Origin of the sequence: Streptomyces sp. NPDC086554 (genome assembly GCF_040686095.1) — a bacterium.
In the GTDB taxonomy this organism is placed as follows: Bacteria; Actinomycetota; Actinomycetes; order Streptomycetales; family Streptomycetaceae; genus Streptomyces.
In genome coordinates this window covers 136,563-151,070 of sequence record NZ_JBFBJK010000008.1, presented here as the reverse complement: position 1 = coordinate 151,070, position 14,508 = coordinate 136,563, and the positions used below count along the sequence as shown (strand labels likewise).

Here is a 14,508-nt window from a genome sequence, read left to right as displayed (position 1 = left end):
ACCGCCCCCGCCGTCGTTCGGCCGGACATCACCCATTCGTGGAACCTCCTGGTCAGAACACGTCCACCGGCACATGCACCCCCCACACCTCCCGCAGCGCGTTGCACACCTCGCCCACCGTCGCCCGCGCCCGCAGCGCGTCCTTCATCGGGTAGAGGACGTTCGCGTCGCCCTTCGCCGCCTCCTGGAGCGAGGAGAGCGCCGCGTCCACCGCGGCCTGGTCGCGGTCCGTCCGCAGCTTCGCCAGGCGGGCGGCCTGCCGGGCCTCGATGGCGGGGTCGACGCGGAGGGGTTCGTAGGGCTCCTCCTCGTCCAGCTGGAAGCGGTTGACGCCGACCACGACACGCTCGCCGGAGTCGGTCTCCTGGGCGATGCGGTAGGCGCTGCGCTCGATCTCGTTCTTCTGGAAGCCGTGCTCGATCGCGGCCACCGCGCCACCCAGGTCCTCGACCCGTTCCATCAGCGCGAGCGCCGCCGCCTCCACGTCGTCCGTCAGCTTCTCGACGACGTACGAACCGGCGAACGGGTCGACCGTGGCGGTCACGTCCGTCTCGTACGCCAGGACCTGCTGGGTACGCAGGGCAAGGCGGGCCGACTTGTCGGTGGGGAGGGCGATCGCCTCGTCGAAGGAGTTCGTGTGCAGGGACTGGGTGCCGCCGAGCACCGCGCCCAGGCCCTGGACCGCGACCCGGACCAGGTTCACCTCGGGCTGCTGGGCGGTGAGCTGGACGCCGGCGGTCTGCGTGTGGAAGCGCAGCATCAGGGACTTCGGGTTCTTCGCGCCGAACTCCTCGCGCATGACATGGGCCCAAATACGCCTGGCCGCACGGAACTTGGCGACCTCCTCCAGAAACGTCGTACGCGCCACGAAGAAGAAGGACAGGCGCGGCGCGAAGTCGTCCACGTCCATGCCGGCCGCCACCGCCGTCCGTACGTACTCGATGCCGTCGGCAAGCGTGAACGCGATCTCCTGCGCGGGCGTCGCACCCGCCTCCGCCATGTGATAGCCGGAGATCGAGATGGTGTTCCACTTCGGGATCTCGGCGCGGCAGTACTTGAAGATGTCCGCGATCAGGCGCAAGGACGGCTTGGGCGGGAAGATGTACGTCCCGCGGGCGATGTACTCCTTCAGGACGTCGTTCTGGATCGTGCCCGTCAGCCGGCCCGCATCGACTCCCTGCTCCTCGCCGACCAGTTGGTACATCAGGAGCAGCAGGGCCGCGGGGGCGTTGATCGTCATCGACGTCGAGACCTTGTCCAGCGGGATGCCGTCGAACAGGACCCGCATGTCCTCGACCGAGTCGATGGCCACGCCGACCTTGCCGACCTCGCCGTGCGCGAGGGGCGCGTCGCTGTCGTGGCCCATCTGGGTGGGCAGGTCGAAGGCGACGGAGAGGCCCGTCGTGCCGTTCGCGATCAGCTGCTGGTAGCGGGCGTTCGACTCCACGGCCGTACCGAAGCCCGCGTACTGGCGCATCGTCCAGGGGCGGCCCGTGTACATGGAGGGGTAGACGCCGCGCGTGTAGGGATAGGCGCCCGGTGCGCCCAGTTTCTGGGCGGGGTCCCAGCCGTCGAGGGCCTCCGGGCCGTACACGGGCTCGATGGGCAGTCCGGACTCGGACGCGCGGAACTCGGACTCGCGGGACTCGTGGGACATCTCTCCACGCCTCCTACTGGTGGGCTGCCTCCAGCATGCGGCAACGTTCAGGCGTGGTCACTCGCGGGAAACACTCTCAGCGGGTTCGTCGATCGATCACGGGGGTCGTTGTGGGCAAGGGTGCGATAGCCGTGGGGGCCGTGGTCGTGGCCGCCCTGGTCAGCGGATGTAAGGCACAGGCGGTCGATTCGGACGGGAAGGCGCAGCCTCCCGTGCGGATCTCCACGACGAAGCCCGGGGACGGCGACAAGAAGGGCGCCGACAACGGCTCCGACACATCCGACAAAGGCGGCGAGAAGCCGGGCGGGGCTGACACCCCGGCCGCGGCGCCGAAGCCGCAGCCCAAGACCCTCCTCGACCGGGGCGCGAGCGGCCCCCAGGTCCGGGAGCTGCAGGCAAGGCTGCGGCAGATCGCCTGGTTCTTCGAGAATCCCTCGGACAAGTACGGCGACTCCACCGCCACCGCGGTCAAGGGCTTCCAGGGCAAGCGCGGGCTGCCCCGCACGGGGACGACGGACACCGTGACCTGGCAGAAGCTGCTCGGCATGACGCACAAGCCGACCAAGTTCGAGCTCTACTCAGGGGGCGGCATCCCGCCGTCGAAGCCCGATCCGCGCTGTCTGAACGGCCGCGTCCTGTGCATCAGCAAGGCCAGCCGCACGCTGACCTGGATGATCGACGGCAAGGCCGTGTCGACGATGGACGTGCGATTCGGCTCGCAGTACACGCCGACCCGCGACGGCACGTTCGAGGTGTACTGGAAGTCCCGGCACCATGTCTCGACGCTGTACGACACCGCCATGCCGTACGCGATGTTCTTCAGCGGCGGCCAGGCCGTGCACTACTCGTCGGACTTCGCGGCCACGGGCTACAACGGCGCCTCGCACGGCTGTGTGAACGTACGCGACGAGAAGAAGATCGCGAGCCTGTTCGCGCAGGTCAGGAACGGCGACAAGGTCGTCGTCTACAAGTGAGCCCGCTACGGGCGGAAGATGCGAAGGATTAGGCAGCGTGGGCGGGATCGGGGGAACGTCTCCCGCCCACGCTGGTGGCACAGAGCCGAAGGTACGGGGGGAACCCCCGGCTCGTGCGCGGGCCGATGACCAGTCGGCTCACTTGTTACTGCGTCACTGCTTCAAAAAACGTCACACCTTCAACGGATCAGGGGTGCGACCAGGGAAAAGAGCGGGCAGGCGCCCTGCGGAAGACGCCGCTGATCAGGATTCCGCGGAGGCGGATGCGGAGGCCGAGGGCAGCACCGGGTCGGCGCTGTAGGACGCCGTGGGGGTGGGCTTCTGCGGGCTGGTCGGCCCTTCGATCGGCGGGGCCGGGTTGGCGCCGCCGTTGCCCTCGGGGGCGTTGCCGCCGCCGGACGATCCGCCGCCGTCGTTGTCGCCGCGGTCGTCGTCACCGCCGCTGCCGCCGCTGCCGCCTTCGCCCTCGCGGTCACCGCCGTCGCCGAGCACGCGGTTGCAGGCCTCGGTGATGCCCTCGGAGCCGCCGAGGAGTTTCTCCAGGCGGCGCTTCTTCTCGCCCTTGAGGTCGCCGTTGCGGTGGTCGCGGCAGGCGGTGACCACCTGGCGGCGCCAGTCGGTGGCCTCGTCATCGCGCTGTCCGTCGCCGGTGCCGGGCTGCTGGGAGCCGCCCCGGGACGCGCCCCCGGAGGCCTCCGGCGACGTCGGCGGCGCGCTGCTGCCGGGTTCGCGCGAGGTGCCGTCCGGTGTCGTGTGTACGTCGTCGGGCTCCACGTCCGGTGCGCCGCTCGCCCCGCCCGACGCCGACTCCAGCGGCTGCGGCGGCGCGACGGGCGACGCGGAGGCCGCGGGGCCCTGCTCGTCCCGGCCGCCGAACGGCAGGACGCCCGTACCGGCCGCGACGGCGACACCGCCGATCATGCAGCCCGCGAGCACGGCGGCGAGCCCGAAGCGCACGGGGCGACCCCAGCGGGTCGGACGCCGGGGGTCGGCAGAGCTTGCGATCTGTACGGTTTGCCCCGCTCCGACGCGCGTAGAAGAGGCCCCTGCGGAAAGGCCACGAGCCTCCCGGAAAGCCGCGAGGGCACCTGCTTCACCAGGGAGTTCGGCGGAGAGGTCACCGGGCGGACCCGCGAGCACCCGCTCGTCGGCGGTCAGCGAACCCAAGGTCTTGGCAAGCCGCTCGGCCTGCTCCCGCGTGTGATGGTCGGCGCCGTCGAAGGACTCACCGCTCAGCAAACGCTCCGCCGCGTCGCGGTCCAGCCACCTGTAATCCTCGTCGGCCATCACATGTCCTTCTGCGCCCGCGAACGCGATTGCGTCACACCGGCGGATGTCACCGCGCGCCCACGCGGCTCTCGCTGCGGAGGCACGGCGTCCAACGCGTCCGGGTTCAACGGGCCGTCCGCGCCGAGCAGCTCCGCGAGCCGCTTCAGGCCGCGGTGCGCGGCCGTGCGCACCGCTCCTGGGCGCTTGCCGAGGGTCTGGGCCGCGCTCTTGGCGTCGAGCCCGACGACCACGCGCAGGACGACCGCCTCGGCCTGGTCCTGCGGCAGCTTCGCTATCAGGGCCATGGCGTCACCGGTGGCGAGCGACTCCATCGCCTCGCCCGCGGTGTCCGCGTCGGCCGGCTTCCCGGTCAGCTCGGTCTCGTCGCCGCCGATCGCGGGGCGGCGGCCCCGCATGCGGATGTGATCGAGCGCGCGGTTGCGCGCTATGCGCGCGGCCCAGCCGCGGAACCGGTCCGCGTCACCGCTGAACCGGTCCAGGTCACGGGCTATCTGCAGCCAGGCCTCGGACGCGACATCCTCCGCGTCCGGGTCTCCGACCAGCGTCCGTACGTAGCCGAGCAGCCGCGGGTGCACAGCGCGGTACACAGTCCGGAACGCGGTCTCGTCCCCGTCCTGTGCCGCAAGCACCGCGGCGGTCAGTTCCGCGTCGTCCCCCAGCACAACTTCTCCCTATGCGCCTACACCGGTTGCGGTCCTGCCCCCGCAGCCTGGCGCGAAGCAGCACGCTACGGGCTGAAGTGGGCTCACGTCCATGTTTGGTACAACGTGCAACTAGCGCGTGACAGAACGCGGTGTGACAGAAAACGCACGCGCGGCGCTGAAGGGAGTACGGGCCGCGTGCGGTCCGTGCCGCGTGACGGCCGGGGTCTCTCCTGTGGGGGGTGGCGACCCCGGCCGCTCACCTTGGCAGAGGGCCTGGCGGGTGTTTTGGTTGCCCCGCGTCCTTGGATTGCGGCTTTCGCCGCCGGGTTTTTTGTTCCGCGCCCCTGAAGGGGCGCGTCTCCCCGGAGTCTCAGTGCTTGCCGTGCGCCTTGGGGCCCTTCGGCGGTAAGTCAGTCGGGCGGCCGTGGGATCCCCGGGGGTGCTTGGAGCGCTTGCCCTTCTTCTTGCCCCTGTCCTTCTTGCCCTTGTCGTCGGCCTTTGGCTTGCTGCTCGGTCTGTCGCTCGGCTCGGCTCTCGGCTCGGCTCTCGGCTTGGTGGGGGCGCTCGACGGGGCAGAGGGCTGTGGCGACGGGGCTGCCGGGGTCGGGTGGGGGCTTTCCTTCGGCGGGGCCGGGGTGTCCTGGTGGGACGTGCCGATGGAGGCGATGGCGACCCCGCCCAGCAGCAGGCTGGCCAGGACCGCGCCGGTCGCCGCGCGCAGGGAGCCGAGGGTGCGACGGCGTACGCGGGGACGCCAGTCGTCGCGGCGGCGGGTACGCGTCCGGTGCGCGCCCGCGTCCCGCGCACAGCGGAACGCGGTGACCGCGCGGCTCTGCGAATCCGGGTCGACGTCGCCGACCCGTACGGCGTCGGCAAGGAGCACATCCAGGGCCCGCTCACCCCCGGAGGAATTCTCGTTCACGTCCATCCTGACTCCCGGGTCATCTCGACTCCCCCAGCGGACCGGGCCCGTCATCCGTCACACCCCGCGCGTCGCCGAGCTGCTCGGCAAGCCGCTTCAGGCCGCGGTACGCCGCGGTGCGCACCGCGCCGGGGCGTTTGCCGAGGACCCGGGCCGCCGATGGGGCGTCAAGGCCGACGACGACCCGCAGCAGCACCGCCTCCGCCTGGTCGCGCGGAAGCCCGGCGATCAGCGCGAGCGCCTGCTCCGTGGAGATCGCTTCCAGGGCCTGGCCCGACGTGCTGTGCGGTCCGGGGAGTTCGAGCATGTCCTGCTCCAGGGCGGACGGCCGGGGCCGGGCCTTCTGGCGGCGCAGATGGTCGAGCGCCCGGTGCCGCGCGATGGTCGCCGTCCAGCCGCGGAAGCCCGCCCCGTCACCGCGGAACCGTCCCAGGTCGCGGGCGATCTCCAGCCAGGCCTCGGCCGCGACGTCCTCCGCGGTCTCACCGTCATGGCCGACCAGGCCGCGCAGATAGCCGAGGATCCCCGGCTGCACCAGGCGGTACGCGACCGCGAAGGCCGCCTCGTCGCCCTCCTGTGCCCGCGCGACAGCCGCGCCAAGCTCCTCGTCGTACGCCTGCGCGCGACGGGGTTCTCCTCCTCGGCCCACGCTTTCCCATTCGTACTGGTGCGACACAGCTCACCGTGTCCGTGCCCCCACGCTGAGCAGCGCCGGTGCGCACAGAAATGTCACAGGTGCGGACGGTCCGGGCGGTTCAGACGGCGAACAGCGAGCCGCCGCCCAGGCCGACGTCCGCGAGGTCGAGGACCAGGGACGGGTCGGGGGCCGGCGCGACGACCGGCTTGTCGTAGTCGGACATCTCCATCTCCATGTGCTCGGTGCCCCGCGTCTGTGTCATGCCGACGATGTACGGCTTGTCGCCCGCCGCCAGATAGACGGTCATGTCGTGGTCGCCGTCCTTCTCGACGAGCGGGGTCACTCGTTGGCCGTGCCACTGCTTGTCCGGCAGCGCACGCGCGCCGTCGGCCGAGCCGACGCCCAGATCGCCGAGCGCTGTGCCCAGGTCGCACATCTGCGTGGGCGAGACGCCCTTCGGCCCCTGGGGCTCGTTCGGGATCCTCAGGTACTTCCCGCGAGCGAGCGCCGTCCGCTCCCTGGACTTTGCCGCGGCCTCCGGGCCGAGCGTCACGCCCTGGGCGCGGATCGCGTCGAGCGCCTCGTCCGAGAACCGGAAGTAGGCCTCTTCGGCGCTGACCATGATGATGTCGCCGCGCTTCATGGGCCCGTCGTCGAAGGTTCCGATGCATTTGTTGTGACGGTCCATGTGCACGGAGATCTTCTGATGCTTGCCGGGACCGGTCATCTCGACGCCGATGCGCAGGGATTCGGCGTCCTTGAGGAGCCGCATGCCCTCCGCGGACAGCCGCTCGCCGCGCACCTCGTCGGCGGGGATCGGCGGCTCCGCCGGCGTCCGCTCGACCATGCCCTCGTAGATCTTCCCCTCCGTCCCGCAGGACGTGAGCGCCCCGAGCATGAGACAGCAGGCGGCCGCCCGCATCCACCGTCTCCGCCTGCCCACGCCAAGAACCTTCCTCGCCCCAGAAACCACGGTCCCCACCCACACTCCTCGTTCACAGCTGTCACGTGACCCAGCGCAATGCTCAGGCCAGATGTCACAGGTTCGAAGTGCGGGATATATCACCCCGATTCGCGCCCTGACACGTACAACCCTTTGCCCCCACGGCCGGTCGTACGCACTCGCTTTAGCCGGGACTTGAGGTCAATCTCGTGGACCCGGGTGTGACGTCGAAGGAGATCGCGTGGGCGGAGCCCGGCTCCATGGGCTAGCACCCGGCACCGGGAATTCCAGGAATGTGACCCACCGGCCCGGAACCCGATGGCGGACTAGCCCCGTTTCCGCCCGTGCAGCGTCAGATAGAAAGTCTGCAGCGATTCGTCGGGGCCGAGCTCGAAGCGGTTGACGACCCTCCCGAGCGGGTTCCAGATCCTGCCGTCCCGCATCCGTACGCCCACGGGCTGCCCGAACCAGGCGCGCCGGCTGTCGTCGAGATCGACCCAGACGGCGCCGGCGCGCCGCACGAGCACCTCGCCCACGTACGCACCGAGCCCGAAGAGCACCACCTCGACGCGGTTGCGCTCCGGGTTCCCCGCTCGGAGCCCCTCGACGAGGGAGTCGACGATGCGGAGGCTGGCCACGCTGTAGTCGAGCGGCAGCCGGCCGCGCGCGCTCGCCCGCGCGACGAACCGCGCGGCGTGCTCCGGCATCGCGGCGGCCACTGGTGCCGCCTTCTCCTCGACCTCACGCATGGTGCCCCACCCTTTGCCGGAATCCGGGGAGCCGTGTTCGGAATCTCCCCACACTCCCAAGCGGATGGGGCACCACAAGCGTCACTCAGGAGCACGGGCCCGTGGTGGTGACACCGCTCCTCCCCCACCACCCCGCCCCTATTCATTTCCACCAAATGTCCCCGGGATCATTTCAACTGAAGCAGAGATAAGGAATTCCGAGTTGAAATTCCCTTACCCAAAAGGAAGGATCGCCAATCCAAGCGAAAACACTTGGCCGACCGGTCGGCGATTGCTGACCGGTGGGTCAAGTACCCATGCCCACAAGGAGATTCAGATGTCACGCAAGGCGGCGGCCCTCGGCTCGTTACTCGCGGCCGCGCTCCTGCTCAGCGGCTGCGGCGAGAGCGACGACGGTTCGGGCGGGAGCGGAAGCGGGTCCGACGGCGGGTCCGAATCGGCCGCCGTCGAGGCGAAGTTGCTCAACCAGGTGCCCATGGCGAAGGTGAAGGACATGGTCGGCGCCATGGGGATGTGGACGACCGACAAGAATTTCGTGAAGGCCGATCTCAACAAAATAGTCGGCTATCCGCTCGGCGGCGGAAAGGCCGAGTGGACGGTACCGCTCGGCGGTGAAATCTGCTGGTCGTCGCCGGAGCCCACCAAGGACGGCCTGGTCGCCGTGCTCTTCCAGGACGCCAAGAAGGACCCCTCCGTCTGTACGGAGGTCGGCCTCGTCGACCTGAACAAGGGCAAGCTGCTGTGGCAGAAGCAGGCGACCGACGAGTACGGCTCCGCGCAGATGTTTGACGAGGTGACCATCGGCGGCGGCACGGTCGCCGCGGCGGGCAGCCTCACCGACGCGGGCTGGACGGTGGGCGGCAAGCCGCTCTGGAAGCCCTCGGACGAAAAGTGCCCGGTGGAGGGCTACGCGGGCAGCGACGACAAGCTGATCGCGCTCCGCGACTGCGGCGAGGTCGACAGCCCTCAGCTGACGCTCCAGACCGTCGCCCCCGCGACGAAGGCGGTGAAGTCGACGTACAAACTCCCCGCCGGCACCGAGAACGCCCACGTCGTCTCCACCGACCCGCTGGTCGTGGGTGCCGACGGCGGTGACGCCAAGAAGGGCTCCTCCGGGGCCTCGGAGTTCCTGACGATCGACGACAGCGGGGCCCAGGGCAAGCTCCTGAGCACGATCAGCACGGTGGGCGGCAAGTACGGGAAGTACAAGCTGGACTGCCCGGCCACCGAGGTCACCGGCTGCCAGCAGATCGCGGTCACCAAGGACACGCTCTTCCTGGGCACTTCGGAGCCCGCGAGCGCCTCGTCGGACGCCGACAACGACATGGTCGCCCTCGACCTGAAGACCGGCAAGCAGAAGGGCAGGACCGAGGGAGTGGAAGGCGGCCCGCTGACTCCGATCGGCGTCGCCGACGACGGCAAGGTCATCGCGTACCAGGAGGCAAGCGTCGTCGACGAGGCGGGCGGCGCGGTCTGGGAGCTGGACCCGACGACGTACAAGAAGACGAAGCTCCAGCAGAACCCGTCCGCCAGCTGGGAGATGGAGGCCAGGTTCACGACGGAGCGACGGATCCTCTTCGCGGGCGAGCGCCTCTACATCGGCGGCGAGCATGTGACGGCGCCGTCCACCGTCTTCAAGAAGAAGCAGCCCCTGGCGGCGATCTTCGGCGCGAAGTAACTGGCCGGGGGCCTGAAGAGGGGATCGCAGGAGGGGATCGCAGGAGGGTCCCGCGGATACGCCGATGTCCGCGAGACCCTCCTGCTACGCGACACCGGAAGTCTCCAGACCCGGAGCTCCAGACCCAGAGCTCCAGGGCCAGAGCTCCAGGGCCGGATGGGCGCTACACCCGTCCCCGCTCCCGCCGCGAAACCACGGCCCGCAGCACCCGCCGCCCCTCGGTCGACACATCAAGGGCCTGGCGAAGGCCGCCCGCGCCAGCACCCTGGTTGGCGAGCAGTTCGAGGATTCGGATCTGCCGGCGCAACTCGGCGGCGACCAGCGGCGACATGCCCTCCGTACGCCCCTCGCGCCGCGCGCTCACGGACGCCCGCTGGGAGCCGCCGTCCGGCGCGGTGTCGAGCAGCCGGTGGATCTGCAGCGCGGCGACCGAGCAGGCGTCGGCCCATTCCCGCAGCTCGGCCGCGGAACGCGCAGCCGGCACCGCACCGAGCATCCGGTGCGCGAGCGTGACGGCCTCGTCGCCGGCGGCCTCCTCCGAAGAACCCGAGGAACCCGAAGAACCCGTGAGCGCCGCCCTGGCCTCCGCGAGCGCCGCGTCCCACGCGCCGCCCTCCGCGAGGCTCCCCCACAGCGGCCGGAGCACCTCGTCGCCGCCCCCGAGGAGCGGTAGGCACCGGTCGAGGCAGGCGAGACCGCTCGCCGCGAGACCTCTCTCGTCGGCCTCGGCTATCAGCTCGACCAGACTCGGGCCGCCCATGATGTACGCCTCCTGTTGCGGACTCTGCACGTCCTCTACTGCGTGCGGCCCGCCGGGAACGTCACACAGTCACGGAACAGTCACGGCAGAGAAGCGGAACGGGCGCCCCGCCGTTCACTGCGGCACAACGCCCAGACGGTCCAGAAAGCGGAAGAAGAGCTGCTCCGCCGAAGGCTCGGCGGCGGCGTTCAGGACGTCGAGGATCGGCGCCGCGGGCACCGTCCTGCCCGCCTCCGCCGCCCAGGCCACCGCCCGGTCCGCCGCGTCGCGCGGCTCGAGGAAGTAGTCGTCGAGGCTGAGCCCGTCGTCACCGAGGTATCCCGCCATCGCGGTCCTTGCCAGGCATGTGGTCCATGCCCCGCTCTCGGGTGCGGCCGCCTCGACGACCACGCAGTTGCTGTCCATGACGTATCCGAAGAGCGCGGGAGCGCCCGTCTCCAGGGCGAGGGTGTTCATGCTGCCCACGTCGCGCGTGCCCTCGCCGCCCGGCACCTCCCACACCTGCCAGCCGTCGTCCCGCTGGACGAGAAGGCTCAGCTCGTCCCGCACCCCCGTCACCGCCGTGAGCTCCACGAGCGGCCGCTCGCTCCTGCCCACGACGTAGTAACCCCAGTACCCCATGCCCGCGTCCCCCCGTGGTTCGACTCTGCTCAACTGCGCTCGACGGCTGCGATCGGCTTTGGCCGAATACACCACAGACTTACGCGAGTTCGCCACCAAAAAGCAGAAAACGGATCCCTACGACCTACACGGCAAGCCTGCTCGGCGGCCTATACCCCGCGTCATCCCACCGCGTCATCCCACCTCGTCCGCCAGCTTCACGAAGTCGCCCCACGGCAGCGCGGGCTTACGCGGATCCCACAGCTTCTGGACCGTCGCCCGCAGCGGCAGCCTGATCCCCGCCGCGACCTGTTCCGGGGTCTGCGATCCGGCCAGATCGCACCAGACCGCGAAGGAGCCGCCGAGAATCTGGTCGTCGTACTCGGCGCTCACCGGTTTCGTCCCGCGGATCACCAGCGGGGTCCACTGCTCGTAGATCCGCTGTCCGGTCGGATAGACGAAGGCGTTCGGCTGCCCGAGCACGTAATAGAGGTACTCGTCGTTGTAATTGACGACCTTCCGGCCCGCCTTCAGATATTCGACGGGCTCCCGCGCGCCGATCTCCTTGCCCGTCCAGTACGCGACTTCCAGATCGTCGGCGGCCTCCTCGACCCCGCCGCGGAAGAACCCGTCGTTCCACGCCTTGAGTTGCCGTTCGTACGGGCGCAAGGTGTCGGCCCGGTCGTTGAGCCAGCCCGTGGTGAGGTCCTGGACGCGGGCGCCCTGCCCGTACCGCTCGCGGGCCGCGGCGGCCAGCTGCGGATAGGAGGCCTCCGGGTTGTCGACCATGAGGGCGCTGTACTCGTCGGCGCCGAGGTGCCAGTAGCGCCCGGGGAAGAGATCGGCGAACTCCTCCAGAAGATCGTCGACGATCTCGGCGGCCTGCGGCTTGGAGATGTCCACCGCGCCGCGCGCGGCGACGCCGCGGGTGTCGACGAGCTGCACGGAGGGGTGCGCCTTGATGACCGCGCCGAGGTGACCCGGCGAGTCGATCTCCGGCACGACCGTGATGTGCCGGGCGGCCGCGAGCTTGAGGATGCGGCGGACCTGCGCCTTGGTGAGGTGCTCTGGCGATACGACCTCGGGGTGCGAGTCCGATTCGATGCGGAACGCCTGGTCGTCGGAGAAGTGCAGGCCGAGCTGGTTGTATTTGAGGTCGCCGAGTTCGCGGATACGGTCCTCGATCCACTCCGCGCTGAAGTGCTTGCGCGCGATGTCGATCATGAAGCCGCGCTGGGGCTTGGCGGGCCGGTCCCGTACGACGCCCTCGGGCGCGGTCCGCTCCCCCTTCACCTCCTGCTTCAGCGTGCGCGTCCCGTAGAAGACGCCTGCTTCCGAGGGGGCGGTGATCTTCACGCGCTGCCCCTTCACGGAGAGGGTGTACGACTCGTCGGCGTCGGGGTCCTCGCCGGTGAGCGCCAGCTCCACGTCTCCCTTGCGGGGGTCGTCGTCACCCGCGTACGCGAGCTTGAGCTCGCCCGCGAGGAGCTTGCCCTCGTCCGCGAGCTCGTCGTCGTCGATGACGATGCGCCCACCGGCGGCGGGGCGCCACCCCGGCCCCCGTGCGGCGGTGTGCTCACGCACCGCGGGGATGGTGGCCGGGGCCTTGGAGAGGGGGTACGACTTCGTGGGCGAGGGGGTGGGGGTGGGGGTCCGCGAGACGGCGGATTTACCGGCGGAGGGGGGCGGCGTGGCCTCGCCCCCGTCCCCGCCCTCGGGCCAGACGGCAACGGTGAGGGCGACGGCTCCGGCGGCAACGACGCCGGCGGCGACGGCGAGCGGCCGGGAGATCACTGGTCACCACCGGGCGTCGGGCGACGCTCTGCGGGGCACATGGGGAGGGGGTACCCCCTGCTCTTTGGAGCTTGGGGGAGGGCGGGAAAGATCCGCCGCGAAGCGGCGGCACAGGAAACACCCGGCGAGCAGCACAAGGCACCAGTCATGAGCCCACGCTAAAACGGGGCCCGCGGCCATACCGTCCACCACGCGTAGCGAAACTCTCCCATCCGGGTGAAATTCACGCATCTGTCAGACAGTCCCCATCACACCTCGCTAGCGTTACGACACGTCCCCCACCCCTCCTTCACCGATGCCCCCTGCCCAGGAGCACCAGGAGCACCCGCTGTCCCCGCACAGTTCACCGATCACCCCGGAGCGGCTGAACACCGCGGCGCCCGGCACAGCCGAAGCCGCCCTGCTCACCTGCTGCGGCAGTCACGCCTGGGCCCGCCGCCTCGTCGCCCACCGGCCCTACCCCGACCTCGACGCGCTGCTCGCCGCGTCCGACGAGGCGGCGTACGACCTCCCACCCGCGGACCTCACCGAGGCCCTGGCCAGCGAATCTCTCGAACCTCGCATCCCGCGCCAGGGCACGTACTCCGCCGCGCACACCGCACTGAGCGCCGCGACCGCCGCGTACGAGAGCCGCTTCGGTCACGTATTCGTGATCTGCCTGGACGGCGTCGCCCAGGGCGAGGCCCTGGATCATTTGCTCGCCGGAATCCGCACGCGCCTGGGCAACGACCCGGAGGAAGAGCGCGTCCTGGCCGCCGAGGAACTCCGCAAGCTGGCCCGCGGGCGACTCACCCGGCTCGTGCACGAGCTGAATAGCCCGTACGTGCCTGTTTGATTGCCTGTTTGATCACACCTGGCTACCCCGCGCGAGCGAACCGACAACTCGTCGATACGATGACGAGCGGCCGGTGGACCGTACCCGGCCGGGCCCGTCCGACCACCCAAGCCGGCTGGCCCCAATCCCCGCTCCCGGAGGGTTCTGCCGTGCCGGCTGGAACGCTGTACCGCGGCCGGGAAGGAATGTGGTCCTGGGTGGCTCACCGAGTCACCGGCGTCCTCATCTTCTTCTTCCTGTTCGTGCATGTGCTGGACACCGCTCTCGTCCGCGTCTCCCCGGAGGCGTACGACGATGTCGTCAGCACCTACAAGACGCCCCTCGTCGCACTCCTTGAGTACGGCCTGGTCGCCGCCATCCTCTTCCACGCACTGAACGGCCTGCGTGTCATCGCCGTCGACTTCTGGTCGAAGGGCCCGCGCTACCAGAAGCAGATGCTCTGGACCGTCGTCGGCATCTGGGTCGTCCTGATGGTGGGGGCGCTCTACCCGGTCCTCGGCCACGCCGTCCGCGAAGTCTTCGGGAGCTGACGCCAGACATGTCTGACACCACGCTTGAGAAGTCCGGAGTGGGCCCCGTCGAAGGCGCCTCGCTCTACGACGTCGACAACCCGGCACCCGTCATCGAGGCGCCGCGCAAGCGCACCTCCAAGACCCCGCGCTCGACCCGCGGCAACTTCGAGATGGCCGCATGGCTCTTCATGCGCCTGTCCGGTGTCGTCCTGGTCGTCCTGGTCCTCGGCCACCTGCTGATCCAGCTGGTGCTCGACGGCGGAGTATCGAAGATCGGCTTCGCGTTCGTCGCGGGCCGCTGGGCGTCCCCGTTCTGGCAGGTCTGGGATCTGCTGATGCTGTGGCTCGCGATGCTGCACGGGGCCAACGGCCTGCGCACGGTCATCAACGACTACGCGGAGCGCGCCAACACGCGCCTGTGGCTCAAGGGCCTGCTGTACACCGCCACGGTGTTCACCATCCTTCTGGGCACGCTGGTGATCTTCACCTTCGACCCGAACATCCGCTAAAGCC

15 protein-coding genes are annotated in these 14,508 nt (G+C 70.0%); 5 read left to right on the top strand and 10 right to left on the bottom strand.

Annotation, left to right across the window (positions count from 1 at the left end; all coding sequences use genetic code 11):
- Nucleotides 1–52 precede the first annotated feature (52 nt).
- The gene (locus AB0O76_RS15335) at nucleotides 53–1,657 is read right to left on the bottom strand and encodes a methylmalonyl-CoA mutase family protein (RefSeq protein ID WP_365490166.1); all 1,605 of its coding nucleotides are present in this window, start codon (nucleotides 1,655–1,657) and stop codon (nucleotides 53–55) included.
- Nucleotides 1,658–1,788: 131 nt separating this feature from the next.
- Between AB0O76_RS15335 and AB0O76_RS15330 the strand changes: the two genes are divergently transcribed.
- Entirely contained in the window at nucleotides 1,789–2,631 is an 843-nt protein-coding gene (locus AB0O76_RS15330) for a L,D-transpeptidase family protein (protein ID WP_365490163.1), read from the top strand.
- A 243-nt stretch (nucleotides 2,632–2,874) separates the two neighbouring features.
- Here AB0O76_RS15330 and AB0O76_RS15325 read toward each other — a convergent pair whose 3' ends face one another.
- From AB0O76_RS15325 to AB0O76_RS15300, 6 genes are all read right to left on the bottom strand, one after another.
- Nucleotides 2,875–3,918, bottom strand: coding sequence for a hypothetical protein (locus AB0O76_RS15325; protein WP_365490160.1), 1,044 nt, complete (start codon nucleotides 3,916–3,918; stop codon nucleotides 2,875–2,877).
- Nucleotides 3,918–4,583 carry an RNA polymerase sigma factor gene (locus AB0O76_RS15320; RefSeq protein WP_365490158.1) on the bottom strand — a complete coding sequence of 222 codons (666 nt, stop codon included), beginning with the start codon at nucleotides 4,581–4,583 and terminating at the stop codon, nucleotides 3,918–3,920. The genes AB0O76_RS15325 and AB0O76_RS15320 overlap by 1 nt, the downstream gene beginning before the upstream one ends.
- Before the next feature lie 352 nt (nucleotides 4,584–4,935).
- Nucleotides 4,936–5,493 (bottom strand): hypothetical protein, encoded by a 558-nt coding sequence (locus AB0O76_RS15315; protein ID WP_365490155.1) that lies wholly within the window; start codon nucleotides 5,491–5,493, stop codon nucleotides 4,936–4,938.
- Between the two features lie 13 nt (nucleotides 5,494–5,506).
- Entirely contained in the window at nucleotides 5,507–6,136 is a 630-nt protein-coding gene (locus AB0O76_RS15310) for an RNA polymerase sigma factor (RefSeq protein WP_365490152.1), read from the bottom strand.
- Between the two features lie 106 nt (nucleotides 6,137–6,242).
- A complete protein-coding gene (locus AB0O76_RS15305) occupies nucleotides 6,243–7,067 on the bottom strand; it encodes a hypothetical protein (protein WP_365490149.1) in 825 nt (274 codons plus the stop codon).
- Nucleotides 7,068–7,393: 326 nt separating this feature from the next.
- The gene (locus AB0O76_RS15300; protein WP_365490146.1) at nucleotides 7,394–7,816 is read right to left on the bottom strand and encodes a hypothetical protein; all 423 of its coding nucleotides are present in this window, start codon (nucleotides 7,814–7,816) and stop codon (nucleotides 7,394–7,396) included.
- Between the two features lie 316 nt (nucleotides 7,817–8,132).
- Between AB0O76_RS15300 and AB0O76_RS15295 the strand changes: the two genes are divergently transcribed.
- Nucleotides 8,133–9,494, top strand: a complete 1,362-nt coding sequence (locus AB0O76_RS15295) for a hypothetical protein (protein WP_365490143.1) — start codon at nucleotides 8,133–8,135, stop codon at nucleotides 9,492–9,494.
- A gap of 163 nt (nucleotides 9,495–9,657) precedes the next feature.
- On the opposite strand, the gene AB0O76_RS15290 is transcribed toward AB0O76_RS15295, so the two are convergent.
- The 3 genes from AB0O76_RS15290 to AB0O76_RS15280 all read right to left on the bottom strand — a co-directional run bounded on the left by AB0O76_RS15290 (nucleotide 9,658) and on the right by AB0O76_RS15280 (nucleotide 12,645).
- Nucleotides 9,658–10,254, bottom strand: coding sequence for a hypothetical protein (locus AB0O76_RS15290; protein WP_365490140.1), 597 nt, complete (start codon nucleotides 10,252–10,254; stop codon nucleotides 9,658–9,660).
- A 114-nt stretch (nucleotides 10,255–10,368) separates the two neighbouring features.
- Nucleotides 10,369–10,875, bottom strand: a complete 507-nt coding sequence (locus tag AB0O76_RS15285; protein WP_365490137.1) for a hypothetical protein — start codon at nucleotides 10,873–10,875, stop codon at nucleotides 10,369–10,371.
- A gap of 174 nt (nucleotides 10,876–11,049) precedes the next feature.
- Entirely contained in the window at nucleotides 11,050–12,645 is a 1,596-nt protein-coding gene (locus tag AB0O76_RS15280; RefSeq protein ID WP_365490668.1) for a glycoside hydrolase family 20 protein, read from the bottom strand.
- Nucleotides 12,646–12,943: 298 nt separating this feature from the next.
- On the opposite strand from AB0O76_RS15280, the gene AB0O76_RS15275 reads away from it, so the two are divergent.
- From AB0O76_RS15275 to AB0O76_RS15265, 3 genes are all read left to right on the top strand, one after another.
- Nucleotides 12,944–13,483 carry a 2-oxo-4-hydroxy-4-carboxy-5-ureidoimidazoline decarboxylase gene (locus AB0O76_RS15275; RefSeq protein ID WP_365490134.1) on the top strand — a complete coding sequence of 180 codons (540 nt, stop codon included), beginning with the start codon at nucleotides 12,944–12,946 and terminating at the stop codon, nucleotides 13,481–13,483.
- Between the two features lie 149 nt (nucleotides 13,484–13,632).
- Nucleotides 13,633–14,013 (top strand): succinate dehydrogenase, cytochrome b556 subunit, encoded by a 381-nt coding sequence (gene sdhC / locus AB0O76_RS15270; RefSeq protein ID WP_076684883.1) that lies wholly within the window; start codon nucleotides 13,633–13,635, stop codon nucleotides 14,011–14,013.
- 8 nt (nucleotides 14,014–14,021) lie between these two features.
- Complete coding sequence (locus AB0O76_RS15265; protein ID WP_266870224.1) at nucleotides 14,022–14,504, top strand: succinate dehydrogenase hydrophobic membrane anchor subunit; 483 nt, start codon at nucleotides 14,022–14,024, stop codon at nucleotides 14,502–14,504.
- Nucleotides 14,505–14,508: the final 4 nt, after the last annotated feature.